Source organism: Marivibrio sp., from assembly GCF_040218065.1.
In the GTDB taxonomy this organism is placed as follows: domain Bacteria; phylum Pseudomonadota; class Alphaproteobacteria; order UBA8366; family Aestuariispiraceae; genus Marivibrio.
Genome location: NZ_JAVJQE010000013.1, coordinates 474,328 through 499,047, shown reverse-complemented (window position 1 = coordinate 499,047; position 24,720 = coordinate 474,328). Strand labels below are relative to the sequence as shown.

22 protein-coding genes and 1 tRNA gene are annotated in these 24,720 nt (G+C 68.4%); 15 read left to right on the top strand and 8 right to left on the bottom strand.

The features are described from left to right. Positions 1-35 precede the first annotated feature (35 nt). Positions 36-302 carry a hypothetical protein gene (locus RIB45_RS14240; protein ID WP_350051037.1) on the top strand — a complete coding sequence of 89 codons (267 nt, stop codon included), beginning with the start codon at positions 36-38 and terminating at the stop codon, positions 300-302. Between the two features lie 565 nt (positions 303-867). Here the strand turns inward: RIB45_RS14240 and RIB45_RS14235 are convergent. The 3 genes from RIB45_RS14235 to mnmA all read right to left on the bottom strand — a co-directional run bounded on the left by RIB45_RS14235 (position 868) and on the right by mnmA (position 3,844). After that, positions 868-944: transfer RNA gene (locus RIB45_RS14235), tRNA-Met, on the bottom strand. Positions 945-1,006: 62 nt separating this feature from the next. Beyond that, the gene (locus RIB45_RS14230) at positions 1,007-2,518 is read right to left on the bottom strand and encodes an adenylate/guanylate cyclase domain-containing protein (protein WP_350051036.1); all 1,512 of its coding nucleotides are present in this window, start codon (positions 2,516-2,518) and stop codon (positions 1,007-1,009) included. 165 nt (positions 2,519-2,683) lie between these two features. Beyond that, the gene (gene mnmA, locus RIB45_RS14225) at positions 2,684-3,844 is read right to left on the bottom strand and encodes a tRNA 2-thiouridine(34) synthase MnmA (RefSeq protein ID WP_350051034.1); all 1,161 of its coding nucleotides are present in this window, start codon (positions 3,842-3,844) and stop codon (positions 2,684-2,686) included. Positions 3,845-4,217: 373 nt separating this feature from the next. Between mnmA and chrA the strand changes: the two genes are divergently transcribed. From chrA to RIB45_RS14185, 8 genes are all read left to right on the top strand, one after another. Then, positions 4,218-5,441, top strand: a complete 1,224-nt coding sequence (chrA, locus tag RIB45_RS14220) for a chromate efflux transporter (protein ID WP_350051033.1) — start codon at positions 4,218-4,220, stop codon at positions 5,439-5,441. Positions 5,442-5,541: 100 nt separating this feature from the next. Next, positions 5,542-6,222, top strand: a complete 681-nt coding sequence (hisG, locus tag RIB45_RS14215; protein WP_350051032.1) for an ATP phosphoribosyltransferase — start codon at positions 5,542-5,544, stop codon at positions 6,220-6,222. Continuing rightward, positions 6,212-7,519, top strand: a complete 1,308-nt coding sequence (gene hisD, locus RIB45_RS14210; RefSeq protein WP_350051031.1) for a histidinol dehydrogenase — start codon at positions 6,212-6,214, stop codon at positions 7,517-7,519. Before hisG ends, hisD begins: the two co-directional genes overlap by 11 nt. An 84-nt stretch (positions 7,520-7,603) precedes the next feature. Continuing rightward, a complete protein-coding gene (locus tag RIB45_RS14205) occupies positions 7,604-8,098 on the top strand; it encodes a UPF0262 family protein (RefSeq protein ID WP_350051030.1) in 495 nt (164 codons plus the stop codon). A gap of 43 nt (positions 8,099-8,141) precedes the next feature. Continuing rightward, a complete protein-coding gene (locus tag RIB45_RS14200) occupies positions 8,142-8,579 on the top strand; it encodes an arsenate-mycothiol transferase ArsC (protein WP_350051029.1) in 438 nt (145 codons plus the stop codon). Continuing rightward, complete coding sequence (locus RIB45_RS14195; RefSeq protein WP_350051028.1) at positions 8,576-9,169, top strand: Maf family protein; 594 nt, start codon at positions 8,576-8,578, stop codon at positions 9,167-9,169. Before RIB45_RS14200 ends, RIB45_RS14195 begins: the two co-directional genes overlap by 4 nt. Continuing rightward, the gene (locus RIB45_RS14190) at positions 9,166-10,566 is read left to right on the top strand and encodes a ribonuclease E/G (protein ID WP_350051027.1); all 1,401 of its coding nucleotides are present in this window, start codon (positions 9,166-9,168) and stop codon (positions 10,564-10,566) included. Before RIB45_RS14195 ends, RIB45_RS14190 begins: the two co-directional genes overlap by 4 nt. Positions 10,567-10,580: 14 nt before the next feature. Continuing rightward, the gene (locus RIB45_RS14185) at positions 10,581-10,775 is read left to right on the top strand and encodes a DNA gyrase inhibitor YacG (protein ID WP_350051026.1); all 195 of its coding nucleotides are present in this window, start codon (positions 10,581-10,583) and stop codon (positions 10,773-10,775) included. 188 nt (positions 10,776-10,963) lie between these two features. Here RIB45_RS14185 and fdhF read toward each other — a convergent pair whose 3' ends face one another. The 4 genes from fdhF to RIB45_RS14165 all read right to left on the bottom strand — a co-directional run bounded on the left by fdhF (position 10,964) and on the right by RIB45_RS14165 (position 17,184). Further along, positions 10,964-13,777 carry a formate dehydrogenase subunit alpha gene (fdhF, locus tag RIB45_RS14180; RefSeq protein WP_350051025.1) on the bottom strand — a complete coding sequence of 938 codons (2,814 nt, stop codon included), beginning with the start codon at positions 13,775-13,777 and terminating at the stop codon, positions 10,964-10,966. A 152-nt stretch (positions 13,778-13,929) separates the two neighbouring features. Further along, positions 13,930-15,045 (bottom strand): response regulator, encoded by a 1,116-nt coding sequence (locus RIB45_RS14175; protein WP_350051024.1) that lies wholly within the window; start codon positions 15,043-15,045, stop codon positions 13,930-13,932. A gap of 85 nt (positions 15,046-15,130) precedes the next feature. Beyond that, positions 15,131-16,852: an NADH-ubiquinone oxidoreductase-F iron-sulfur binding region domain-containing protein gene (locus RIB45_RS14170; RefSeq protein WP_350051023.1), complete on the bottom strand. Its 1,722-nt coding sequence runs from the start codon at positions 16,850-16,852 to the stop codon at positions 15,131-15,133. Between the two features lie 101 nt (positions 16,853-16,953). Continuing rightward, complete coding sequence (locus tag RIB45_RS14165; RefSeq protein ID WP_350051022.1) at positions 16,954-17,184, bottom strand: DUF3553 domain-containing protein; 231 nt, start codon at positions 17,182-17,184, stop codon at positions 16,954-16,956. Positions 17,185-17,272: 88 nt separating this feature from the next. On the opposite strand from RIB45_RS14165, the gene RIB45_RS14160 reads away from it, so the two are divergent. The 6 genes from RIB45_RS14160 to RIB45_RS14135 all read left to right on the top strand — a co-directional run bounded on the left by RIB45_RS14160 (position 17,273) and on the right by RIB45_RS14135 (position 23,735). Then, positions 17,273-17,902 carry a histidine phosphotransferase family protein gene (locus tag RIB45_RS14160; RefSeq protein ID WP_350051021.1) on the top strand — a complete coding sequence of 210 codons (630 nt, stop codon included), beginning with the start codon at positions 17,273-17,275 and terminating at the stop codon, positions 17,900-17,902. 139 nt (positions 17,903-18,041) lie between these two features. Beyond that, positions 18,042-20,912, top strand: a complete 2,871-nt coding sequence (locus RIB45_RS14155) for a hybrid sensor histidine kinase/response regulator (RefSeq protein ID WP_350051019.1) — start codon at positions 18,042-18,044, stop codon at positions 20,910-20,912. Positions 20,913-21,056: 144 nt separating this feature from the next. Continuing rightward, positions 21,057-21,422: a response regulator gene (locus RIB45_RS14150; RefSeq protein ID WP_350051017.1), complete on the top strand. Its 366-nt coding sequence runs from the start codon at positions 21,057-21,059 to the stop codon at positions 21,420-21,422. Further along, positions 21,422-22,570 carry a protein-glutamate methylesterase/protein-glutamine glutaminase gene (locus RIB45_RS14145; RefSeq protein ID WP_350051015.1) on the top strand — a complete coding sequence of 383 codons (1,149 nt, stop codon included), beginning with the start codon at positions 21,422-21,424 and terminating at the stop codon, positions 22,568-22,570. Before RIB45_RS14150 ends, RIB45_RS14145 begins: the two co-directional genes overlap by 1 nt. Further along, on the top strand, positions 22,567-23,403 hold the full coding sequence (locus RIB45_RS14140; protein ID WP_350051014.1) for a CheR family methyltransferase: 837 nt from the start codon (positions 22,567-22,569) through the stop codon (positions 23,401-23,403). The genes RIB45_RS14145 and RIB45_RS14140 overlap by 4 nt, the downstream gene beginning before the upstream one ends. Positions 23,404-23,456: 53 nt before the next feature. Continuing rightward, positions 23,457-23,735, top strand: coding sequence for a hypothetical protein (locus RIB45_RS14135; RefSeq protein WP_350051012.1), 279 nt, complete (start codon positions 23,457-23,459; stop codon positions 23,733-23,735). A gap of 128 nt (positions 23,736-23,863) precedes the next feature. Here the strand turns inward: RIB45_RS14135 and ctrA are convergent, their stop codons facing one another. Further along, positions 23,864-24,574 carry a response regulator transcription factor CtrA gene (ctrA, locus tag RIB45_RS14130; protein WP_350051011.1) on the bottom strand — a complete coding sequence of 237 codons (711 nt, stop codon included), beginning with the start codon at positions 24,572-24,574 and terminating at the stop codon, positions 23,864-23,866. Positions 24,575-24,720: the final 146 nt, after the last annotated feature.

Here is a 24,720-nt window from a genome sequence, read left to right as displayed (position 1 = left end):
GGGCGCGGGCGACGTCGCCGGCGCCCCGGCCTGTGATGGGCCCGGTCGCTTTGCCGTCGCCGCCGCCGGAGCGGCTGCGGGCGGGGCCGGGCGCGGGTTTGCGCGCGCCGCCCGCGCCGCCGTCGCTGGCCAGGCTGACGCTGCGGCCGTCGCCCGTCGTCGGGCGCGAGGGCGCGGCCGGCGTGGCGGCTGCACGGTCATGGCCGGCGCCGGTGAAGGCGCCGGGGCCGGTGACGGCGCCCGCGCTCGGCGTCTGGACGCCGCCGCCGGCGCCGCCGCTGCTGGCGCCGGACGGGCGATAGGGGACGCCGGAGGACCAATCGCGCCAGGCGGCGGGGCGCGATGCGCCGCCGGACGCGCCGCCGCCGGCGTCGCCCGATCCGCCGCCGCGCGTGCCGTCGCCGTAGGCGCCGGGGCGTGTCGCGCCATGACCGGGTGAGGGGCCGGGGGATGGGGAAGGGTCGGGGCCGCGCGTGCCGTCGCCATAGGATCCGCCGCGGGCCGCGCCGGAGGCGTTGGAAGAAGAGGAAGCGGGGCTTTCGAAGGGTCCGCCCATGGGACGATCTCCTTTCATCGGTTGCAGGGCTCGAAACGCAAAACGGCCCGCCGAGCCGCCGCCCCGATCCGACGAGGGATCGAAAGGCGAACGGGTCCGCGGGCCGCAACGCACATCGCCGACACGAAAACCCCCCGCCGCCCGGGCGTCAGACGCCGGGCGCACGGGGGGTGTGTGTCGCAGAGATCACAATAAGGAAATGAGGGTTTATGTCAATAAAAAAGAACAAAAGAAGTCTAGAAATGACTGCGGTTGCAGCTGCAGAAAAGCAAAAAAGCCCGGAAAACCGGGCTTCTCAGCGTCTTCAGAGATGGTAGCGGAGGAGGGATTCGAACCCCCGACACATGGATTATGATTCCACTGCTCTAACCAACTGAGCTACTCCGCCCCAAGGGGCTTTGGCTTCGCCGTTTCAAGGCGCGGGTTAGATATTTCGGCCGGGCGCCGCTGTCAAGCGCGCGGGTTCGCCGTCAGCGCATAGACGTCGGCTGCGGCGCGCCGGCCCCGCAGACGCACCGCCGGGAAGCGGGTGAGACGCGCTTCGTCGAGCAGGTCGCCGGCTTGCGGATCGGCGGCGAGCGCGTCGGCGACCGCTTGGCTGATCAGCGTGTGCGTGCCCAACTCCTTGTTCAACGCCTCCAGCCGCGCGGCGACATTCACGCTGTCGCCATAGACGGTGTAGTGCAGCCGGTCGTCGCATCCGACGGACCCGGCGACGACGGGGCCGGTATGCACGCCGATCCGCGTCGCCAGTCGGACGCCGCGCGGACCGAAGCGCGCCTCGTCCAGCAAGCGCTGAATGTCGAGCGCGGCGCGCACCGCCGCTTCCGCATGGCGGGCGACCGGGTTGGGCGCGTTGAAGACCGCGTGCAGCCCGTCCCCGGTCAGATTGACGATGGCCCCGCCGCGCGCGGTGATCGGCCCGCTGATCGCGTCGAAATAGGCGTTCAGCATATCGATCGCCTGGTCGGCCGGGATCTCCTCGGAAAGCGCGGTGAAGCCCTCGATGTCGGCGAAGAGACTGGTCGCCTCGCGGCTTTCGCTGCGGATGCGCCCGTCGGCGCTGTCGGCCAGAATCGACCGCGCGACGGCCGGGGCGACGTACTTCCCGAACATCGTCTCCACCCGCCGCCGTTCGGCGAGGCCGCGCACCATCCGGTTGAAGCGCGACGCCAACGCCCCGAGTTCGTCGTCGGAGGCCGGCGTCAACCGGACGTCGAGCCGGCCGGCCGCCACCGCATCGAACCCGCCGACGAGGCGTGAGATCGGGCGCAGCAGGCTGCGTCCCACGAAGAACAGCGAGAGCGCGGCCGCCAACATCGTCGCCATCAGATCGAGCAGCACCGCATCGGTGGGCGTCAGGCTCTGGACGGCCCGAATCGGCGCAAGCCACGTGAGATCCTGCAGGATCAGAGCCGGCGGCATCAGGGCGAGCGCGAAGGCGACAAGCGCGAGCTTGAAGGCGAAGGGTTGGCGGAGCGTCGCCGCCGGCTCCTCCGGATGACGCAGACGGTAGGCGGCCAACGCGTCGCTCATCGCGAAGTAGAGGTAGAAGGCGAAATAGAAGCCGTAGACGAAGGCGAACCACACATAGGCGAAGAGCGCGCGGGTCGGATCGACCCCGGTCTCCGCGCCGAACCCGCCTGTGTAGGCGCCCGCAAGGAACACGCCGGCGCAATAGACCGCGCCCAACGCGAACGCCCACGCCGGCGCCAGCAACGGCAGCCGTGCGAGCCGGGCGCGGGCCTTGGCGCGGCGTCGGCCGGGCCCGTCGCTGAGCCAGCCGAGCGGGCGCACAAGCACCGACATGCCGATCGCGTTCACCACGACGAGGATCGCGAGATTGAGCGCGACGGCGAGCGGCGCGGCCTCCCACCGTCCGGAAACGGCGATGTAGGCCCCGGTGAACCCGAGATCGAGCGGCGCCACGCCCAACGCCGTCAACACGAGCTTGCGGCGCATCCAAGGCTCTGGCGCGCCGACGCGCGTCGGCGCGCGCGGCGGGGAAAGGGAAGGGTCGGGCGCGTCCGTCACAGGCAGGTCCGATCGTGCAAAGAAAACGGCGCGCGCCGCTGGTTTAGCATACGCCCGGCGGGCGCGCCTGGATCAAGACGCGCGCTCGGGGGCTCAGGCCGCGCTCGCGGCCGTCTTGCGGGCGATCCAGCCGCCGCCGAGAAGCCGTGCGCCGTCGTCCGGGGCGTAGAAGACGCAGGCCTGGCCGGGCGAGACGCCGTATTGCGGATCGTTGAAGCGCACCGCCACGTCGCCGAGCGCCGTCGCCTCAACGCTGGCCGGAATCGGCGCCATCGTGTTGCGGATCTTCACCGTCACCCGATGCGGCCCGTCCGACAGCCGGTCGGCCCCCAGCCAGTTGACGTCCGTCAGGAGAATGTCGGGGGTGGCGAGCGCGCTGCGCGGACCGACCACGACGCGCGCGGCCTCCGGCTCCAGACGCACGACGTAGAGCGGCTCGCTGTCGGTGGATCGCCCGCCGATTCCGAGGCCGCGACGCTGGCCGATCGTGTAGTTCGCCACCCCGTCATGCCGGCCCAGAACGGCGCCGTCCAGATGTACGATCTCGCCCGGCCGATCGGCGTCGGGGCGCAGGCGGCGCACGATCTTCGCGTAGTCGCCGTCGGGCACGAAGCAGATGTCCTGGCTGTCCGGCTTGTCGGCGATCGGCAGGCCGAGGCGCTGCGCCTGACGGCGCGTCTCCGCCTTGTCGAGGTCGCCCAGCGGGAAGCGCAGGAAGTCCAGCTGCGCAGCCGTGGTGGCGAACAGGAAATAGCTTTGATCCTTGCCGTCGTCTGCGGCGCGGAACAGCGCGGGCCGGCCGTCGGGTCCCGCCCCGCGGCGGATATAGTGGCCGGTCGCCAGGGCGTCGGCGTCGAGATCCCGGGCGGTCTGAAGCAGGTCGGTGAATTTCACCGTCTGGTTGCAGCGCACGCAGGGGATCGGCGTTTCGCCGCGCGCATAGGCGTCGGCGAAGTCGGCCATGACCTGGTCCTTGAAGCGGCTTTCGTAATCCAGGACGTAGTGCGGGAAACCGCGCTCCTCCGCGACCCGGCGCGCGTCGTAGATGTCCTGACCCGCGCAGCAGGCGCCCGGCTTCGCGAGCGCGAACCCGTGGTCGTAGAGCTGCAGCGTGACGCCGACCACCTCGTAGCCCGCCTCGTGCAACAGGGCGGCGGTGACGGAGGAATCCACCCCGCCGGACATCGCGACGACGATGCGGGTCTCTGCGCGCGGCTTGTCGAAGCCGAGGTCTATGTCGGGCGCGTAGGTCATGATGCGCCTCCTATATAGGAAAGCCTTGGGGGCGGGCAATCGGCGCGGAGCCGTCGCGTCCGCTAGCGTCCGCCTCCGCCGCGGCCCCATGCTGTTCCCATAGAGCGGCGATACGCCCCGTCATAGAGCGGATGGCGTTTTAGCCAGGCGTCATGAGCGGTCGCGGCCGCCTCGATCCTGGCGCGCGCGCCGATTGGAGCGTCGATGCGGGTGGCGGCGAGCGGTCCGTCGACGCGACTTGAAGGCGGCGGCTCATGGGCTCGTCACAGATCGGGCGCGTTGGTTTCCGGAGCGACCGGCGGCGGGCCGGTTCAGCTTGCAGGCCGGCAGGCTGTCATGAAACTGTCGCGCAGAATAGTCTAGGAAGCCGGCCATGAGCGATCTTTCGACGGGGCGACCCGACAGCGGGCGCACCAGCCCCTTTGAGCTTCTCCGGATTTTCTTCGTCCTCGGCTGCACCAGCTTCGGCGGCCCCGTGGCGCATCTCGGCTATTTTCGCGAGGCGTTCGTGGAGCGGCGCGGCTGGTTCACCGACCGCGCCTACGCCGACATCGTGGCGCTGTGCCAGTTCCTGCCCGGACCCGCTTCCAGCCAGACCGGCATGGCGATCGGGTTGGCCCGCGGCGGGCTGCCGGGGATGCTGGCGGCCTTCATCGGCTTCACCGCGCCGTCGGCGATCCTGATGGCCGCGGTCGCTTGGGGGGTCGTAAGCTTTGGAGACGCCCTCGGCGGGGGCTGGCTGGTCGGCCTTAAGGCCGCCGCCGCGGCCGTGGTGGCGCAAGCGCTGCTCGGCATGGCGAAAAGCCTCGCCCCGGACGGGCGGCGCGCCGGCGTCGCGGTCGCCGGCATGGCGGCGGCCACGGGCGGGGCGGTCCTTCTCGGCGCGCCGGTCTTGGCGCAGGTGGGGGCGATCGCGATCGGCGCGGCGCTCGGCTTCGCGCTGTGCGGCCCTTTGGCGCAGGATCGTCAGGCGGAGGACGAGGGCGCGGACGGCCTCGCCATTCGGGTTCCCTATGGGGCCGCCGTTGTCGCGCTGATGTTGTTTGCGGCGCTCTTGGTTCTGCCGCCCTTTCTGGCGCTGTCCGAGGAGCTGGATCTGGCTGACCGGTTCTATCGCGCCGGCGCGCTGGTGTTCGGCGGCGGGCATGTGGTCTTGCCCCTACTGCAGGCGGAGATGGTCGAAAGCGGGCTGGTGTCGAACGAAGTCTTCCTGGCCGGCTACGGTGCGGCGCAGGCGATGCCGGGGCCGCTCTTCACCTTCGCGACCTTTCTCGGCGGGGCGGGGGCGGGATGGACCGGCGCGCTGATCGCGACGCTTGCGATTTTCCTGCCGTCGATGCTGCTGACATACGGCGCGCTGCCGTTCTGGGCGGCGTTGCGGCACGCGCCGCTGATGCGCCGGGCGTTGATCGGCGTCAACGCGGCCGTCGTGGGCCTGTTGGCCGCCGCCTTCGTCGATCCGATCGCCGTCGCCGTCATCGAACGCCCGTTGGCTGCGCCGCTGGCCGCGCTGTGCTACGTGGCGATCGCGTTGTGGAAGCTCCCGCCTTGGGCGGTGGTGATCGCGGCGGGCGTGGCGGGGGGCCTGATCTTCTAGGCCCCGTGCGCGCCCGCCCAAGCGGCTGGAAACGCCGGCGCGGCTGTGTCACATAGAGCGCCGTTCGCGCCCCAGACCGCCAAAGACAGATCGAGTCGTCATGAGTTCCCCAGAGACCGTCGCCAACGAGCCGCTGGTGCTGGCCGTGCCCAAGGGCCGCATCCTGAAGGAATTGCGCCCGCTGTTGGACGGCGTCGGCGTCGAGCCGGAGGCCGCCTTCGACGATCCGGACAGCCGTCAGCTGCGCTTCGCCACCAATCTGACGGGCGTCGAGATCGTGCGCGTGCGCAGCTTCGACGTCGCCACCTTCGTCGCTTTCGGCGCGGCGCATCTGGGCGTCGCCGGCAACGACGTGCTGATGGAGTTCGACTATTCCGAGATCTACGCGCCGGTCGATCTGTCGATCGGCCATTGCCGGCTGTCGGTGGCCGAGCCGACGAGCCTCAGCGCAAGCGACGATCCCAGCCGTTGGAGCCACATCCGGGTCGCCACCAAGTATCCGAACGTGACGCGACGCCATTTCGCCCGGCGCGGCGTTCAGGCGGAGTGCATCAAGCTTAACGGCGCGATGGAGCTGGCGCCCTCGATGGGACTGTGTCGGCGGATCGTCGATCTCGTCTCGACCGGCGGCACGTTGAAGGCGAACGGTTTGGTCGAGGTGGAGACGATCGCCGAGGTGACCTCGCGCCTGATCGTGAACCGCACCGCGCTCAAGACCCGGCCCGATCAGGTGGGGGACTGGATCGGCCGCTTCCAGGAGGCCGCTCGCCATGCCGCATAAGCTTTCATCCCGCGCGCCGGATTTCGCGGACGCGTTCGAGCGCTTCCTGACCGCGCGCCGCGACGTGGAGGAGAGCGCCGATCGCGCGGCGGCCGACATTCTGGCCGACGTCCGCGCGCGCGGCGACCGCGCGGTGCTTGACCTGACCGCGAAATTCGATCGGTTGGCGTTGACGCCGGCGAGCATGCGGATCTCGGCCGATGAGATCGCCGACGCGGCCGGGAAGGTCGACGACGACACGCTGAGCGCGCTGAAGACGGCGGCCGAGCGAATCCGCGCCTTCCACGAAAAGACCCTGCCCGAAGGGCTGGACTATCGCGACGATCAGGGGGTTCGCCTCGGCGCGCGATGGCGCCCGGTCGCCGCCGCCGGTCTCTACGTTCCCGGCGGCACGGCGGCGCTTCCCAGCAGCGTGCTGATGAATGCGATACCGGCCAAGGTCGCCGGCGTCGGCCGGCTTGTGATGGTCCACCCCACGCCCGACGGCAAGACCAATCCTTTGAGCCTCGCGGCCGCGCACCTGGCCGGCGTCGACGAGGTCTACCGCATCGGCGGCGCGCAGGCCGTCGGCGCTCTCGCCTACGGCACGGAGACGATCCGTCCGGTGGACAAGATCGTCGGACCCGGCAACGCCTATGTCGCGGCGGCCAAGCGCCGGGTCTTCGGGACGGTCGGCATCGACATGATCGCAGGCCCGTCGGAGATCCTGGTTGTCGCCGACGGCGAAAACGATCCCGACTGGATCGCGATGGACCTGCTGAGTCAGGCGGAGCACGACGCTTCGAGCCAGTCGGTGTTGGTGACGGACGACGCCGACTTCGCCGCCGCGGTGGAACAAGCGGTCGCGACGGCGCTCACTCAGCTGCCGCGCGAGGCGATCGCGCGCGCCAGCTGGTCCGACCACGGCGCGGTGATCCTGGTCGACGACGTCATGCGCGACGCGCCCGCGATCGTCGATCGCATCGCGCCGGAGCATCTGGAACTCGCCGTCGGCGATCCGGAGGCGTTGTCGCAGCGGATTGAGAACGCCGGCGCCATCTTCCTGGGTCGCTACACTCCGGAAGCCGTCGGCGACTATGTCGCGGGGCCGAACCATGTGCTGCCGACCTCGGGCAGCGCACGGTTCTCAAGCGGGCTCGGCGTGCTCGACTTCATGAAGCGAACCTCGCTTGTCGCCTGTGATTCCGATAGTCTACGCGCCATCGGTCCGGCGGCCGTGAAGCTGGCGGAGGCGGAAGGTCTGGGCGCGCATGCCCGCTCGGTCGCGATCCGCCTCAACATGCCGGCGGTCGACTAGGGCCGACGCAAAACGCTCCGCGGCCGACCGATCGGGGAGGCGCGGGCTCCGCCATCCTGCGCGGCATCATGAGAAGGCGAGGCCATGGCCGACGACAACGGAACCCAGACGAGCGAGCGCATCGTCGACATCACTCTCGACGAGCAGTCGGTCGTGCGCCGTGCGCCGGAGATCGAGCACGAACGCGCGGTGGCGATTTACGATCTGCTTGACATGAACCGCTTTCGCCCAGTCGGCGACTACCAGGGGCCCTATAAGGTCACGCTTTCGATCGAGGACGGAAAACGCCTGCTCTTCACCATCCGAAGCGAGGACGAGCGGGATCTGACCTCGGTCACGCTGCCGCTCAGCCCCTTCCGGTCGCTGATCCGCGACTATTTCCAGATCTGCGAGAGCTATTTCGACGCGATCAAGAAGCTTTCTCCCAGCCAGATCGAGACCATCGACATGGCCCGGCGCGGTCTGCACAACGAGGGCTCGGATCTGCTGATGGAGCGGCTGAAGGACAAGATCGCCCTCGACAAGGCGACGGCGCGCCGGCTCTTCACGCTGATCTGCGTCCTCCACATTCGCGGGTGAGAGATGGGCGCGAGACGGCGGGACGGATAGGGGCGAGCGCGGCATGGATGCGGATCTGCCGGATGCGGTGATGTTCTGCTGCACGCTGAATTCTGTGCGCTCGCCGATGGCGGAAGGGATTTTGAAGAAATTGGTCGGCGCCAGCATCTATGTGGATTCCGTCGGCGCGCGCGAGGGCTTCACGGACCCGATGATGGTCGAGGTGATGAAGGAGATCGGCGTCGACATGTCGGGGCACAATCCCAAGACCTTCGACGAGCTTGAGGACACCTCCTTCGACCTGATCATCGCCCTCTCGCCCGAGGCGCAGCACCACGCCGTCGAACTCACCCGCACCATGGCCTGCGAGGTGGAGTTCTGGAACACCTTCGACCCGACTATCATCGAGGGCTCGCGCGACCAGCGCCTCGACGCCTACCGCCAGGTGCGCGATCAGTTGCAGGCGCGCCTCGCTAAACGCTTCGGGGGCGGGGAGGAATGAGTCCGACCGCCTGCGCGCCCCGCCTCATTCTCGCCTCCGCCAGTCCGCGGCGACTCGATCTGTTGGCGCAGATCGGCGTCGTCCCGGCCGCCGTGGCGCCGGCGCATATCGACGAGACGCCGAGGAAGGCCGAGCTTCCCCGCCATCTCGCCGAACGGCTGGCGCGCGAGAAGGCGCTGGCCGTCGCCGCCGATCAGCCCGGCGCGGCCGTCCTGGCGGCCGATACGGTCGTCGCGCTCGGGCGCCGCGCCCTGCCGAAGGCGGAGGATCGCGAGACCGCGCGCCGCTGCCTCGAGGCGATGAGCGGGCGGCGTCACACCGTCTATGGCGGGATCGCGCTGGCCGCGCCGGACGGCGAAGTGCGCACCCGCCTGGTCGCGACCGCGGTCGCCTTCAAGCGTCTGAGCGATCACGAGATCCGACGCTATCTCGATGGCGGCGAATGGGAAGGCAAGGCCGGGGGCTACGCCGTCCAGGGGCGCGCGGCGGCGTTCGTGCGGCACTTGAACGGCTCCTACAGCAACGTCGTGGGGCTTGGGCTGTTCGAGACGGCCGGGCTTTTGGAAAGCGCAGGGATCACGGTGCGATGAGCGAGCCGGCCGAACTTTATCTGGATTCCGTGCCTGGCGAACGGCGTGCGGCGCTGGTCGGCGAGGACGGACGGCTGTTGAAGGTGTCGATCGACCGCGACGGCCGGGCCTCGCATCTCGAGACGATCGTCCGCGCGCGGGTGGTCCGCGTCGACAAACAGACCGGGGCGGCCTTTTTCGACCTTGGCCCGGCGGGCGAAGGAATGCTGCCCAAGGCCGGAAAGCTGACGGAAGGGGCCGCCGCGAGCGTTCAGGTCGTCCGCGACGCGCATGCGGCGAAGGGGCCGGCGCTTACGCGCAACTACCAGCTGGCGGAGCGGTACTTGGCCTGGACCTTCGGTCGACGCGGCGTGGAGGTCGCCCGGGCGCTTGGGCAGGGCAAGCGGCGCGCGGAGTTGGAGGAGGCGCTCGCCGCCGCGCTGGACGCCGCGGACGTGGGCGACCTGGCCGAGGGGCTTTTACTGCGCGCGCCGGCGCTGGGCGCGGACGCGAAAACGCTGGAGCGCGACCTGAGGCGTCTCGCCGAACGCCGCGCGGCGATCCGTGCGGCCGAGGAAAGGGCGACGCCGCCCGCGACGCTGGAGACGCCGCCCGGCTTTCTGGAGCGCGCGGTCCGCGACGCCCCCGCCGGCGCCCGCGTCGCGACCGACGATCGCGCGCTGCACCAGCGCCTGAAGGCCCGGGTGCAGGCCGACTGGCCGGATTTGGCGGAAGGCATCGCCTTCTTCGATCCCGCGCGCGGCGCTTTGTTCGACAGTGCGGGCGTCTCCGACGCGCTCGCGGAAGCGACGGCGCGCACCGTCGATCTGGTCGGCGGGGGGCGCCTCGTCATCGACCGGACGGAGGCGCTGATCGCGATCGACGTGGACGGCGGCGGTTCGGCCGACGGCGGGGGCTTGAAGGAGGAGGCGGTCTTCCGCCTCAACCGCCGGGCTGTGGAGGAGGCGGCGCGCCAGATCCGGCTGCGCAATCTTTCCGGCCTGATCGTCATCGATTGCGTGACGCTGAAGACCAAGGGCCGCATCAAGGCGCTGGTCGAGCATCTGCGCGCCAAGGTGAAGGCCGATCCGGTCAAGACGGACGTCCTGGGGGCGACCGCGGCGGGGCTGATCGAGGTGACCCGTCAGCGCACCGCCCCGGCGCTGGACGAACTGATGGACGCGCCCGCCGGCGCGCCGCGCCCGGCGGCGGACGCCCAGGCCGTCGGGATCCTGCGCGCCGCCTTGGCGCTCAAGGGACCGGGCGCGCCGGTCGCCTGCGCCTCGAAGCCCGTGCAGGCGGCGCTCAAGGGGCCGCTGGCGGAGGCGAAGGCGGATGTGGACCGCCGGCTCGGTCGGCCGTTGGAGGTGCGCGACGGGGCTGATACGGTCCCGCCCGACGTTATTCTGGAGCGGTGAGGCGAAACGCGATCATGTTCGATTCCGAAAAGACGCCGAAGGCGAGCACCCGCAAGGCGCGCTGCCCGATCTGCCGCAAGGTCGCGCTTGCAGATTTCAAGCCCTTTTGTTCAGACCGGTGCCGGCAGGTCGACCTCAACCGCTGGCTGGGCGAACACTACCGCATCCCGACGGATGAGCCCGGCGCCCCGGAGGATTTCGAGCGCTAACGGCCTCAACGCGGCGCGCCCACTCTCGCCTCGATCCTCCCCTCAAGGGGGAAGAGAAAGAGCCTTTCCCCTTGAGGGGGTGGGGAGGATGGGGGTGAGGGGTCTTCTTGTCAGAAGATCGCCTCGGCGCTACGCGCCGAGAGGTTTGTCTCAAGCGCCTCTCGATACCCCCGAGGGGGTGAGAAAAACTACTCCGCCGCCTCCAGTTCGCCCGATTGATCGAGCTTGCCGACTTTGGCCGCGCAGAACTTGAACTCCGGAATCTTGCCGTAGGGGTCGAGCTGCGGGTTGGTCAGCATGTTGGCCGGGCTCTCAGCGAAGCAGAACGGGATGAAGACCATGTCCTCCGTCACGTCGCGGTCGGCGCGCGCCTTCAGGCGGACCGAGCCGCGGCGCGTCGCGACCGAGATGTAGTCGCCGGGCTTGATGCCGTTCTTCGCCAGATAGCGCGGGTGCAGATGGGCGACCCCCTCCGGCTCGAGCGTGTCCAGAACGGCCGCGCGCCGGGTCATGGCGCCGGTGTGCCAATGCTCCAGCAGGCGGCCGGTGGTCAGCACCATCGGATAGTCGCTGTCCGGCAGTTCGTCCGGCGGCAGCAATTCGGTCGGCACCAGCTTCACGCGGCCGTTGGGGGTCGGGAAGCTCTCCCAGAAGATCACTTCATGACCCGGCTGGTCGGGCGAGTCGCAGGGGTAGGTGACGGACTTCTCGCGCTCAATCCGCTCCCAGGTGATGTTCTTCAGGCTGCCCATGATCTGCGCCATCTCGCCGAACACGTCGCGCGGATGCTCGTAGCGCCAATCGAGGCCGATCCGGTTGGCGAGGTCCTGGATGATCGACCAGTCCTGGCGGGCCTCGCCCGGCGGATCCAGCGCGGGCCGCGCCATCTGGATCTGACGATTGGTGTTGGTGAAGGTGCCCCACTTCTCCGCCTTGGCGGTGGCGGGCAGAATCACGTCCGCGTAGGTGCAGGTCTCGGTGAAGAAGATCTCCTGCACCACAAGATGGTCGAGCTTGGCCAGCGCCTCGCGCGCGTGGCGCGCGTCCGGGTCCGACATCGCCGGGTTTTCGCCCATGATGTACATGGCGCTGATCTCGTCGCCGAGGATGGCGTCGATGATCTCGACCACCGTCTTGCCGCGCTGGGGGTTGAGCTCGGTCCCCCAGAAGTCCTCGTACATCGCGCGGATCGGCTCGGCGTCCACCGCCTTGTAGTCCGGAAAGACCATCGGGATCAGCCCGACGTCGGAGGCGCCCTGGACGTTGTTCTGGCCGCGCAGCGGATGCAGGCCCGTGCCCGGCCGGCCGATTTGGCCGGTGATGGCGGCGAGCGTGATGAGGCAGCGCGAGTTGTCCGTGCCGTGGACGTGCTGCGAGACGCCCATGCCCCAGAAAATCATGGAGCGCTCGGCCCGCGCGTAGTCCCGCGCGGCCTCGCGGATCGCGCCGGCCTCGACGCCGCAGACCGGGGCCATTTTCTCCGGCGAGAAGCGCTTCACGTTCTCCTTCACAGCCGGGTAGTTGTCGACGCGCGCCTGGATGAACTGCTCGTCCACCAGATTCTCGTCGATGATGGTGTAGATCATCGCGTTGAGCAGCGCGACGTCGCGACCCGGCTTGAACTGCAACTGACGGCCGGCCCCTTGGCGGGCGAGGTCCTGATTGCGCGGGTCCATGACGATGACCTTCGCACCGCGCTTGGCCGCCTGCTTGAAATAGGTGGCGGCGACCGGGTGGTTCTGCGCCGGGCGCGCGCCGATGATGATGATGCAGTCGGCCTTCAGCGCGTCGGTGAAAGGCGCGGTGACGGCGCCGGAATTGACCCCCTCCATCAGCGCGGCCACCGAACTCGCATGGCACAGCCGCGTGCAGTGATCGACATTGTTGGTGCCGAAGCCGGTGCGCACCAGCTTCTGGAAGAGATACGCCTCCTCGTTCGAGCCCTTGGCCGAACCGAAGCCGGCTAGCGCGGCTGGGCCCTGCTCGTCGCGCGCGCGCTTCAGGCCGTCGGCCGCGCGCTCCAGCGCTTCCTCCCATGTGGCCTCGCGGAAATGGGTCCAGGGGTTCAGCGGGTCGATCTCGTCGTCCCAGCGTTTGGGAGCGTCCTCGCGCCGGATCATCGGCTTGGTCAGGCGGCCGGGATGGCTCGCGTAATCCATGCCGAAGCGGCCCTTAACGCAAAGCCGGTTCTGGTTCGCCGGTCCGTTCTTGCCGTCGACCTGGACGATCCGGTTGTTCTTGACCGAAATCTCCGTCTGGCAGCCGACGCCGCAGAAGGGGCAGACGCTCTCGACCTTCTTGTCGGGCGCGCCCGCGTAGACCTGGTTCTCGTCGACCATCGCAGCCGGCATCAGCGCGCCGGTCGGGCAGGCCTGGACGCATTCGCCGCAGGCGACGCAGGTGCTCTCGCCCATCGGATCGTCCATATCGAAGACGATCTTCGCGCCGTGCCCGCGATAGGCCATGCCGATCACGTCGTTGACCTGAACCTCGCGGCAGGCGCGCACGCACAGATTGCAGTGAATGCACGCGTCCAGATTGACGCGCATGGCGATGTGGCTCGCGTCGGTCTCCGGGACGACCGCGGCCTCGCGCGCAGGCAGGCGGCTCGTCGCCTCCGGTCCCAGCCCGTCGACCCGGTCGATCCACTGCCAGAACTTGCTGTCGGTCTCGTGCGCCTGGGCGCGCGCAGGCTGATCGGCCAGCAGCAGCTCGAACACCATCTTGCGGCTGTCCTTGGCGCGCTCCGAGGCGGTTTTCACCACCATGCCGTCGGCCGGCTTGCGCAGGCAGGAAGCGGCCAACACCCGCTCTCCCTCGATCTCGACCATGCAGGCGCGGCAATTGCCGTCCGCACGATAACCGGGTTCCGGCTTGTAGCACAGATGCGGGATTTCGGTTCCGATCCGCTGGGCGACCTGCCAGATGCTTTCATCCGGAGCGGCCGACACCTCGCGGCCGTCGAGGGTGAAGGTGATGGTCGTGCTGTCAGCCTGGCTCATGGTCGCCTGGTCCCGCCCTGATCGAAATAAACCCGTTGGCCCGACGCCGCCTCGGCGCGTCCAGCCTGCAGCGCACCATGCCAAGTTCGGCCGGGGGACTATACCCAAAAAGCGGCGCCGCAAGAAACGAGAGCGTCAGGCGGCGAAAGGGTTCAGGCGGTCTCGTTTCGGTTCGGCGCCGAGTTCGACCCCGACGCGCCATCCGCCGGCGCGCTCGGGTCCGGCTCCAAGGCCCGGCGCTCCGCGGCGAGCGCCTCTAGCAGTGCGCGGCCGGCGTCGGCGCCGTCGCCGCGCATGTCCTCGCGGAGGATGCGTTTCATCGCCGTCGAATGGCTGCGCACCGCCTTGAGCGCAGCGTCGGAACGATCCCAACTATGCGCCGTCAGATCGAACAGCCCTTTTGCGACCGCCGAGATCAACGGGTAGCCGAACGTCGTGCCCATGCCGCGCAACTCGTGCGCGATCATGTTGATCCGGCTGAATTGGGTGCGCCGATCGCCGACGGCCCGCTTGGCGGCGCTCTCGCGCTCGAGATCCAGGCGAGCCAGCGTCTCGCGGGTCCAGTCGAGGAAGGTCTCGCCGCGCTGCTCGATCACCTTCTGAATCGCCATCAACCGCTTGGCGTCGACGCCGCCGCCGGGGACGACCCGCCCTTCATGCAGTTGCGGGGGCACGAAGAAACGCACGCCTTTTTCCCGATCCGAGTGATCGAGGTCGCGGCGTTCCTGCTCGCTTAATTCGGCGGCGCGTTTGCGGCGGTCAGGGCCGAAATACTCGCCCACTTCGACGAAACGCCGCGCGTCGGAGAGCGCGGTGGAGAGATACCGCGCGACCGTGTCGGCGGTGAAGGGTTTGGCGATGAAGGCCGTGACGCCGAGATCGCGCGCCTTGCGCACCCGCGCCGGATCCGCGTAGGCGGAGAGCATCAGGAAGGGGACGAAGCGGTTCGGCGAATCGTCGTGCCGCCTGATCCACCGCAACAGCGCCGTCCCGTCGCCTGGATGCATCACCCAATCGGACAGAACGGCGTCGATCCGATCGGGCGCCGCGTCGTCCGCGCCGTCTTCGGCCCCGTCGCCGCGCTCCCCGTCGGCGTCTTGCGCGGCCGCCCTGGCCGAGACGGCGCGCATAACGCGGATCGCCTCTTGCCCGTTGGCGGCGGCGACGACGCGACCGACGCCGATCGCCCGCAAGACGGCCGTCAGCAGCCGGCGCACCAGCGCATTGTCCTCCACCACCAGGACGGTTGCATTGTCGAACTGGGTCATCCGCCAAGTCTATCGAAGGCGCCCGGCGGAGTCTTGTGCGGCGTGCGATTTCGCGTCGTCTGCTCCGGGGGGCGCGTCTGGTCGTTCACGCTGCGCCTGGAACCTCGTCGGGGAAGTATTTGACCAGACAGCGGATCGGGTTCGGCGCCGCCTGGCCCAGGCCGCAGATCGAGGCGTCGGCCATCACGCGGCAGAGTTCTTCCAGCAGGTCCGCATCCCAGCGTTCGCGCTCCATCAGCTTGACCGCCTTCTCGGTGCCGACGCGGCACGGCGTGCACTGCCCGCAGCTCTCGTCTTCGAAGAAACGCATGAGATTGAGCGCCGCGTCCGCCACGCTGTCCTGATCCGACAGCACCACGATCGCGGCCGAGCCGATGAAGCAGCCGTGCGGCTGAAGCGTGTCGAAGTCCAGCGGCACGTCGTCCATTGACGCCGGCAGGATGCCGCCGGACGCCCCGCCCGGCAGATAGGCCTTCAACTCATGGCCGTCGGCCATGCCGCCGCAATACTCGTCGATCAGGGCGCGGATGGTGATCCCAGCGGGAGCGAGCTTGACCCCCGGCTGCTTCACCCGGCCGGAGACCGAATAGCTGCGCAGGCCCGTGCGGCCGTTCGCCCCGAAGCCTTTGAACCAGGCCGCGCCCTTTTCCAGGATTTCCGGCACCCAATAAAGGCTTTCGACATTGTTCACCAAGGTCGGGCGGCCCCACAGGCCGTTCTGCGCGACGAAGGGCGGGCGATGGCGCGGCAGGCCGCGCTTGCCTTCGATCGATTCGAGCATCGCGCTCTCTTCGCCGCAAATATAGGCGCCGGCGCCGCGGCGCAGGATCAGCTTGGTGTGCGGCGACAGACCGGCCGCCTCCAGCGCCTTGATTTCCTTGGCCAAAATCTCGTGGATGTCCGGATATTCGTCGCGCAGGTAGATGTAGACTTGCGCGGCTTCAACGACCCAGGCGCCGATCAGCGTCCCTTCCAGGAACTGATGCGGGGCCTTGGCCATGTAGTGCCAGTCCTTGATCGTGCCGGGCTCGCCCTCGTCGGCGTTGACCGCCATCAGGCGCGGGGCCGGCTCCATGCGCACGAAACGCCATTTCTTGCCGGTCGGAAAACCGGCGCCCCCCAAGCCGCGCAGGCCGCTCTCCTCCACCTCGGCGGCGAGGCTCTCGCGCTCGCGCGCGCCGGTCAGGCATTCCGACAGCGCGGCGTAGCCGCCGCGCGCTCGGTAGGCGTCGAGAGCCTCGTACTCGGGGACGACCGGATGATGATCCGCGCCCTCGGCCGCCGCCGTCAGCGTCTCGACGGTGGCGTTGCAGACATGGCGGTGGCCGACTTCGGCGACCGGCGCCTGGTGGCAGCGCCCCATGCAGGGCGCGCGCAGGATGCGCACGTCGTCGCTGAGCGCTTCAGGCAGATCGGCCAGAAGCTGCTGCGCGCCCATCATCTCGCAGGTCAGCGAATCGCACACCCGGATGGTCAGCGGGGGCGGCGGCTCCTCGCCCTCCAGCACCAGGTCGAAATGCGCGTAGAAGCTGGCCACCTCGTAGATCTCGGTCTGGGCGAGCCGCAACTCCTTCGCCAGCGCCGCCATATGGCGGGCGTGCAGGCAGCCGAATCGATCCTGAATCTTATGCAGAAACTCGATCATCAACGCGCGGTCGCGCGGGGCGTCGCCGATCAGCTCCTGCACCTCCTCCAGCGCCTCCGGCTCCACCTGTCGACCCTTGGTGAAAGGCGTGGTTTTGCGCCGGCCGAAGCCCGGGTTGCGGAAGCTGCGGGGTTCGGACTGTCCAGGATCGTGTTCGGCCATGGCGGATAATCTCTCTTCAACCTGTAAAGGCGCGCGGGCGATCGGTCGCCGCCGGCGCCATCGGAGCTGACATCGCAAATTTACGACGCGGCGGCTGGCCTTCAGGCGTCATCGCCTGCGCTCGCAGCGACCAGTTCGACGACTCCGGTATTTATCAAGACCTTGCCGCGCTCCTCGAAATTGACCGTGACGTTGGGGCCGACGACGCTTTGCACTTGGCCGAGACCCCAGTCGGGCGCCTGCGGGTTGCGCACGAAGTCGCCCGGGTAAAATCCATGATCGGCGCCGGGGCCGCCGCGGTCGCCTGGCGCGCCGGAGGGGGCTGGGGGCATGCGGGCGGTCCTTTTCCGTGCGGGGGCGGCTGGGCTAGGCTGCTCGCCCGTCGCGCGAGTCGCTGTCCGTCTGAGGAGCCTAGCCGCCATGCCGAACGCTGTCGATCACGCCCTGCGAATCAGCGAATTGGTCGCAGCCCGTTTCGCGCACGAGCTGGTCGGGGCCGCCGGCGCCATCGCCAACGGCTTGGAGCTGATGGAGGAGCTGGGCGAGGACGCCGGCCCCGATGCGGCCCAGCTGGTCAATCGAAGCGCCGGCAATTTGAAGGCGCGCCTGCAGTTCTATCGCATGGCTTACGGTCGCGCCGGGCGTGAGAGCGCCGGGCTGCCGGAACTGCGTGCGCTGACGGTCGGCTTCTTCGATCATGTCGACGGCGTGACGCTGGATTGGCCGATGGCCCCGGTGGTTCCGACGCTTGAGGGCGGGGAAGGCAAGCTTATCCTGAATCTGGCCGCCCTGGCCGCCGACGCGCTGCCGCGCGGCGGGACGGTCCGGATCGCGCTCGACGACGAGCGGTTCGAGGCGCGCGCGAGCGGGCAGGACGCGCGCTTGCGCGACGATCTGGCCGCCGCGCTGACGGCCGAGGCTGCGGCCGAGGAACTGAGCCCCCGCACGGTGCACGCCCACCTGACGGCGGTTCTCGCCGCCGACGCAGGCCGGCGTCTTACGCTCGAACGCTTGGACGAGAACGCTCTTGCGTTGTGCGCCGTGCGGTAAGGCCGCCGCGGGAGCGTTAAAGCGTTTCTTAACCTTTACCCCGTTACCTTCACGGCGGATGCACCGGCGAAGCGCCGGTCGATTGTGGTCAACCGAACGCCGCGAGCGCGCGGCGCGCCAGTGAAACAAGGGGCGGTCCATGGACGACTTGCTGAACGAATTCCTGACCGAGACGGCGGAGAGCATGGACAAGCTCGACGTCGAGCTGGTGAAGCTCGAGCAGAATCCGAACGATCAGGCGATCCTGAGCAGCATTTTCCGCATGGTGCATACGATCAAGGGCACCTGCGGCTTTCTGGGCCTGCCGCGACTTGAATCGGTGGCGCACGCGTCTGAGAACGTGCTCGGCAAAATCCGCGACGGCGAGTTGGAGGTGCGTGGCGAGCGCATCTCTTTGGTCCTCGAATCGCTTGACCGGATCAAGGAGCTGCTCGGCGCGCTGGAGGCCACGGAGCAGGAGCCTGAAGGCGACGACGGCGATCTGATCGATCGCTTGAACCATCTGGCCGACACCGGCGAAGTGATCGACGGCGACGCCCCGGCCGCGCCCGAGCCCGAGCCCGAGCCCGCCGCGGAAGGCGGCGAGCCCGAGGACACGGACGAGCTGCAGCGCATCTTCGACGAGACCCCCTATACCGGCCCGGGCGACCCGCTGGCCGCGAAGAAGAAGGCCGAGGCCGAACAGGCGGGACCCGGCGAGGCAGAGGGGGCGGGCGAGCCCGAGGACACGGACGAGCTGCAGCGCATCTTCGACGAGACTCCCTATAACGGCCCGGGCGATCCGCTGGCCGCGAAGAAGAAGGCCGAGGCCGAGGCCGAGGCCGGCGACGCCGCGCCGCCTGCGCCGGCGGCCTCCGTCCCCGCCGCAGCCGCCAAGCCGCCCGCGGTCAAGGAGGAAGACGAGAAGAAGGGCGAGGCCGTCGCGGCCGAGAAAAAGGACGGGTCCGGGGTCATTCAGACCATTCGGGTCAATGTCGATCTGCTGGAAAACCTGATGACCATGGTCTCGGAGCTGGTGCTGACGCGCAACCAGCTGCTGCAGATCTTGCGCAGCCAGTCCGACAGCGAATTCGGCGCCCCCCTTCAGCGCCTCTCCCACGTCACCTCCGAGCTGCAGGAGGGGGTCATGAAGACCCGCATGCAGCCGATCGGCAACGCCTGGGCGAAACTGCCGCGCATCGTGCGCGACCTGTCGGTCGAACTTGGCAAGAAGATCGACCTTCAGATGATCGGTGCGGAGACCGAACTCGACCGTCAGGTGCTGGAGATCATCCGCGATCCGCTCACGCACATGGTCCGCAATTCCGGCGACCACGGCATTGAGACGCCGGACATTCGCGCCGCGGCGGGCAAGCCGGAGACCGGCACGATAACGTTGAACGCCTATCACGAGGGCGGCCACATCCTGATCCAGATCAAGGATGACGGCAAAGGCCTCGCGCTTTCCAAGATTAAGGAGAAGGCCCTCAACAACGGCATCGCGACCGAGGCTGAGCTGGAGCAGATGACGGATCACCAGATCCAGCAGTTCATCTTCAACGCCGGGTTCTCGACCGCCGCCCAGGTCACCTCCGTCTCCGGCCGCGGCGTCGGCATGGATGTGGTGAAGAGCAACATCGACAAGATCGGCGGAACGGTCGAGCTGACCTCGGTCGAGGGGCAGGGCACGACCTTCACTATCAAAATCCCGCTGACCCTGGCGATCGTCAATGCGCTGATCGTGGAGTGCGCCAGCGAACGCTTCGCCATTCCGCAGATCAGCGTGGTCGAACTGGTGCGCGCCTCCAGCGACGGCGAACACAAGATCGAGCGGATCCACGGCACGCCGGTCCTGCGCCTGCGCGACAAGCTGCTGCCCCTGGTGACGCTGCGCAAACTGCTCGACATGCCGGGCGACGATTCGGCCTACGGGCGCGAAGCCTACATCGTGGTCAGCCAGGTCGGCGCCTACACCTTCGGCATCATCGTGGACCGGATCTACGACGCCGAGGAGATCGTGGTGAAGCCGACCGCGAGCATCCTGCGCAATCTGCCGATTTTCGGCGGCAACACCATTCTCGGCGACGGCAGCGTCATCATGATCCTGGATCCCAACGGCATCGCGCAGACCACCGGCGAGATCTCGGTCGCCGATCAACGCAGCGAAGTTCGCGACGAGCAGGCTGACGAGACCGAGGGGGAGCGGGTTGCGCTGCTGCTGTTCCGCGCCGGCGGCGACAAAGCGCCGAAGGCGGTGCCGCTCGGCTTGGTCGCGCGGCTTGAGGAGGTCGACTTCGCGAACGTCGAATACAGCGACGGCCAGGCGATGGTTCAGTATCGCGGCGTCCTGATGCCGCTGCTGCCGATCCGCGACGGCGTGGAGTTCCCGCAGGAGGGCAAGCGCCCGACGCTGGTCTTCACGGACCGCACCCGCTCGATGGGGCTTGTCGTGGACGAGATCCTGGACATCGTCGAAGACCAGCTCGCCGTCGAACTGGGCGGCGCGTCGACCGGCATGCTGGGCAGCGCCATCGTGGCCGGCAAGGCGACCGAGATCATCGACACCACCTTCTACCTGACCAAGGCCTTCCCGGACTGGTTCGCGGCCGACCAGAAGGCGATCGAGACCAAGGGCAAGCGCTCGCGCCTGTTGCTGGTCGACGACAGCGCCTTCTTCCGCAACCTGCTGGCCCCGATGCTGTCGGTGGCGGGATACGCCGTCACCTCCGTCGAGAGCGCGGAAGAGGCGCTTGATCTCTACGAGCGCGGCGATAATTTCGACGCCATCGTAAGCGACATCGAAATGCCGGGGATGAGCGGCTTCGATCTGGTCGAGAAGCTCCGGGCCGGCGGGCGTTGGGCGAAGACCCCGATCGTGGCGATGTCCTCCCACACCGAGCGGTCCGACCTTGAACGCGGCCACGCGGTCGGGTTCACCGACTACGTCGCCAAGCACGATCGCGACGGTCTGCTGGCCGCGCTGGCCGAGACCGCGCACGGCGGTTTCGAGGGCGGTTCGCGTCACGGCTGAACGAACGGCGAAAAGGGCGCGCCGCATCGGGTTGATCCGTTGCGGCGCGCCGGCATCGCGGGTAGTGTCCGACTGAATTAAAAAGAGGCGGGATCGCCCGCGTCGCCCGGCGCAGGCCCGGTCCGTGATCGAGGGTGTCTTTCCATGAAAACCTGTCTTGTCGTCGATGATTCGCGCGTCATCCGGACGGTGGCGCGACGCATCATCGAGGAGCTCGGCTTCCAGGTGGTCGAGGCCGAAGACGGTCGAATCGCCTTGGACAAGAGCGAGGAGGCTCTGCCCGACGCTGTGCTGCTCGACTGGAACATGCCGAACATGGACGGGCTGGAGTATTTGCGCGCGTTGCGCCAGCTCCCCGGCGGCGATCAGGTCCGGGTGGTTTTCTGCACCACCGAGAACGATTTGCGCCACATTCAGGAAGCGCTTGCGGCGGGCGCGGACGAATACATCATGAAGCCCTTCGACGCCGAGATCGTGAAGACCAAGTTCGACCTTTTGGGATTGCTCTGATGACCACAGCCCCCGCCAGCGGCGCGGCGCGCGAGGGGACGACGGAGAGCCCGATTCGGGTGTTGGTCGTCGATGACGCGTTGGTGATCCGCGGGCTCATCAGCCGCATGCTGGAGGCCGCCGGCGGGATCGAGGTGGTCGCTACGGCCTCCGACGGCAGGCGCGCCCTGCAGTTGTTGGAGCGCAACCCGGTCGACGTCGTCGTTCTCGACATCGAGATGCCGGTGATGGACGGGCTGGAGGCGTTGCCGCGGATCGTCGCCGACCATCCGGGAACCCAGGTCGTCATGGCGTCCACGCTCACTCAGCGCAACGCCGAGATCTCTCTCAAGGCGATGGAGCTCGGGGCCGCCGACTATATCGCCAAGCCCGGCAGCAGCGGCGAGCTGCGCTCGGCAGACGACTTCAAACGCGATCTGGTGGACAAGGTGCGCGCGCTCGGCAAGGTCGCCAAGCGTCGACCCAACCGCCCCGCCACCAAATCGGGCGAGCGCGCGCCGCGGGTCGCGGCCGTTCGTCCTCCCCCCAAGGAGATCAAGCTGCGCGCCGCGCCGGCGGCCTTCCGGCCCTCGGTCGTGGCGATCGGCAGCTCGACCGGCGGCCCGCAGGCCTTGTTCAAGGTGCTGGGGGATCTCGGCCGGCTCGAAATGCCGGTCTTCATCACCCAGCACATGCCGCCGACCTTCACCCGCATCCTGGCGGAGCACATCGCCCGCAGCACCGGGCTCAGCGCCGGCGAAGCGCAGGACGGCGAGCCGGTTCAGGCCGGGCGTCTCTACGTCGCGCCGGGCGGCAAGCATCTGACCGTGGAGGCGAAGGGCGTGCAGAAGGTGATCCGTCTCGACGACGGCGCGCCTGAGAATTTCTGCAAGCCCGCCGTCGATCCGATGCTGCGCAGCCTGATCAAGGCCTATGGCGGCAATAAGGTGCTGTGCGCCATTCTGACCGGCATGGGCTCCGACGGGGCGAAGGGGGCGGAGCAACTGGCCGACGCCGGCGGGCTGGTCCTGGCACAGGACGAGGCGACCAGCGTCGTCTGGGGCATGCCGGGCGCGACCGCGCAGCGCGGGGCGGCGCACAACGTGCTGCCGGTCGGCGAGATCGGCGCGGCGCTCAAGCGCTTCGCCGGCGGGGGAGGCCGGGCATGAAGGTCGAGGATTTCGAGTTCCTCTCGCGCCTGTTGAAGGAGCGCTCCGGTCTGGTCGTCACCAAGGACAAGGTCTATCTGCTCGAGACGCGGCTGATGCCTGTCGCCCGGCGCTCCGGGCTTAAGGATCTGGACGAACTGATCCAGAAGCTGCGCACCGGGCGCGACGACAAGCTGTTGAACGACGTCACGGAGGCGATGACGACCAACGAGTCGTTGTTTTTCCGCGACACGCGGCCCTTCGACATCTTCCGCGACAACGTGCTGCCGGGGATGATGAAGGCGCGCGCCGGACAGAAGAAGATTCGCATCTGGTCGGCCGCCTGCTCAAGCGGGCAGGAGCCCTATTCGTTGGCGATCCTCTTGAAGGAGAACCAGGCCAAGGTGACGGGCTGGCGCTTCGACATTGTCGCGACCGACCTGTCGAAGGAGATCGTGGCCAAAGCCAAGGCCGGCCTCTACACCCAGTTCGAGGTGCAGCGCGGTCTGCCGATCCAACTGCTGGTCAAATATTTCAAACAGACCGGCGACAAGTGGCAAATCGACGCCGGTCTGCGCTCCATGGTGCAGTACGGCGAATTCAACCTGCTGACGCACCCGCGCTCGCTCGGCCAGTTCGATGTGGTGTTTTGCCGCAACGTGCTGATCTATTTCGACCAGCCGACCAAGAAGAAGGTTTTGGAGGGTATCGCCGACGTGATGGCGAAGGACGGCGTGCTCTATCTTGGAGGCGCGGAGACCGTCCTCGGCGTGACCGACCGCTTCAAGCCCGTCCAGGGCCTGCGCGGCGTTTATCAGCGCGTCGACGGCGAGGCGGCGATCGAGATGGGCTGACGCCCGCGATCCGTGCTGTTCTATCGCACAACCTCTTTTGCGGGAGCGGCGCCGTGACCGACGGCGTCGCCGAGCGCGGGCCGGACGCCGAGCCCGATTCCGTCATCGACACGCTGATCGCGTGCCAGGAGGCGCTGGAGCGGCGCGAAGGCGGGCTGGTCGGCGTCTTGCGCAAGGCCGGTCTGCCGATCGGCGAGGGATTGGCGGAGCGTCTCGCCCTCGTCGAGGGCGAAGGCGGCGCTCCCAACGGGTCCGAAGAGGCCTGCCGCCTGGCGGAACGCGCCATGAGCGACGCTGGCGAGGGGGGGGGGCGACGCCTGGCCCGATCTTGACGGCTCGCCGAGCGACCTCGCGACGCCGCGGGGCGACTGCCCGTCCGGGCTCCAGGTCTGGTGAGACGCCGCGCGAGGCCTTCCCGTTCAAAACGTTGAAGACGCGGCGCCCAGCCGGGGCCGGCCGCTCAGCTCGCCTTCTTCTTTTCCGCCTTCGCGGCGCCGTCGGGGTCCTGCAGCACGTACCCGCGACCCCAGACGGTTTCGATGAAGTTGGCGCCGTCGGCGGCCGAGGCGAGCTTTTTGCGCAGTTTGCAGACGAAGACGTCGATGATCTTCGCCTCCGGCTCGTCCATCCCGCCGTAGAGATGGTTGAGGAACATCTCCTTCGTCAGCGTCGTGCCCTTGCGCAGAGCCAATAATTCCAGGATGCCGTATTCCTTGCCGGTCAGATGGACCGGCCGGGCGTCGACCTCGACGGTGCGGCTTTCCAGATTAACGCTGAGGCGGCCGACCTCGATCTTCGACTGCGAGTGGCCGCGCGCGCGGCGCACGATCGCCTGGATCCGCGCGATCAGTTCGCGCTTGTCGAACGGCTTTGTCAGATAGTCGTCCGCGCCGTAACCGAGCCCCTTGATCTTGTCATCCATCTCGGAGAGGCCGGACAGGATCAGCACCGGCGTTTCGATCCGGCTGTCGCGCAGCCGGCGCAGCACTTCGTAACCGTCGATGTCGGGCAGCATGATGTCGAGAATGATGAGGTCGTACTCGTAGATCTTGCCGATCTCGAGGCCGTCCTCGCCCATATCGGCCACGTCGACCACGAATCCTTCGCTCTGCAGCATCATCTCGATGCTGCGCGAGACCAATTCGTCGTCTTCGACCAGTAACACCCGCACGCTTCAGCTCCCTGATGGTGCACGACGCCGCCATTGTGCGCGCCCGGATCGGTCGCATCAAGGAAAAGCGCGAATCGAGCGGCTACAGCCGCCGGCCGCTCGCCTTTTCCCTACGAAGGCCGCGAATCTTCAGGTAAGGTGCGCCC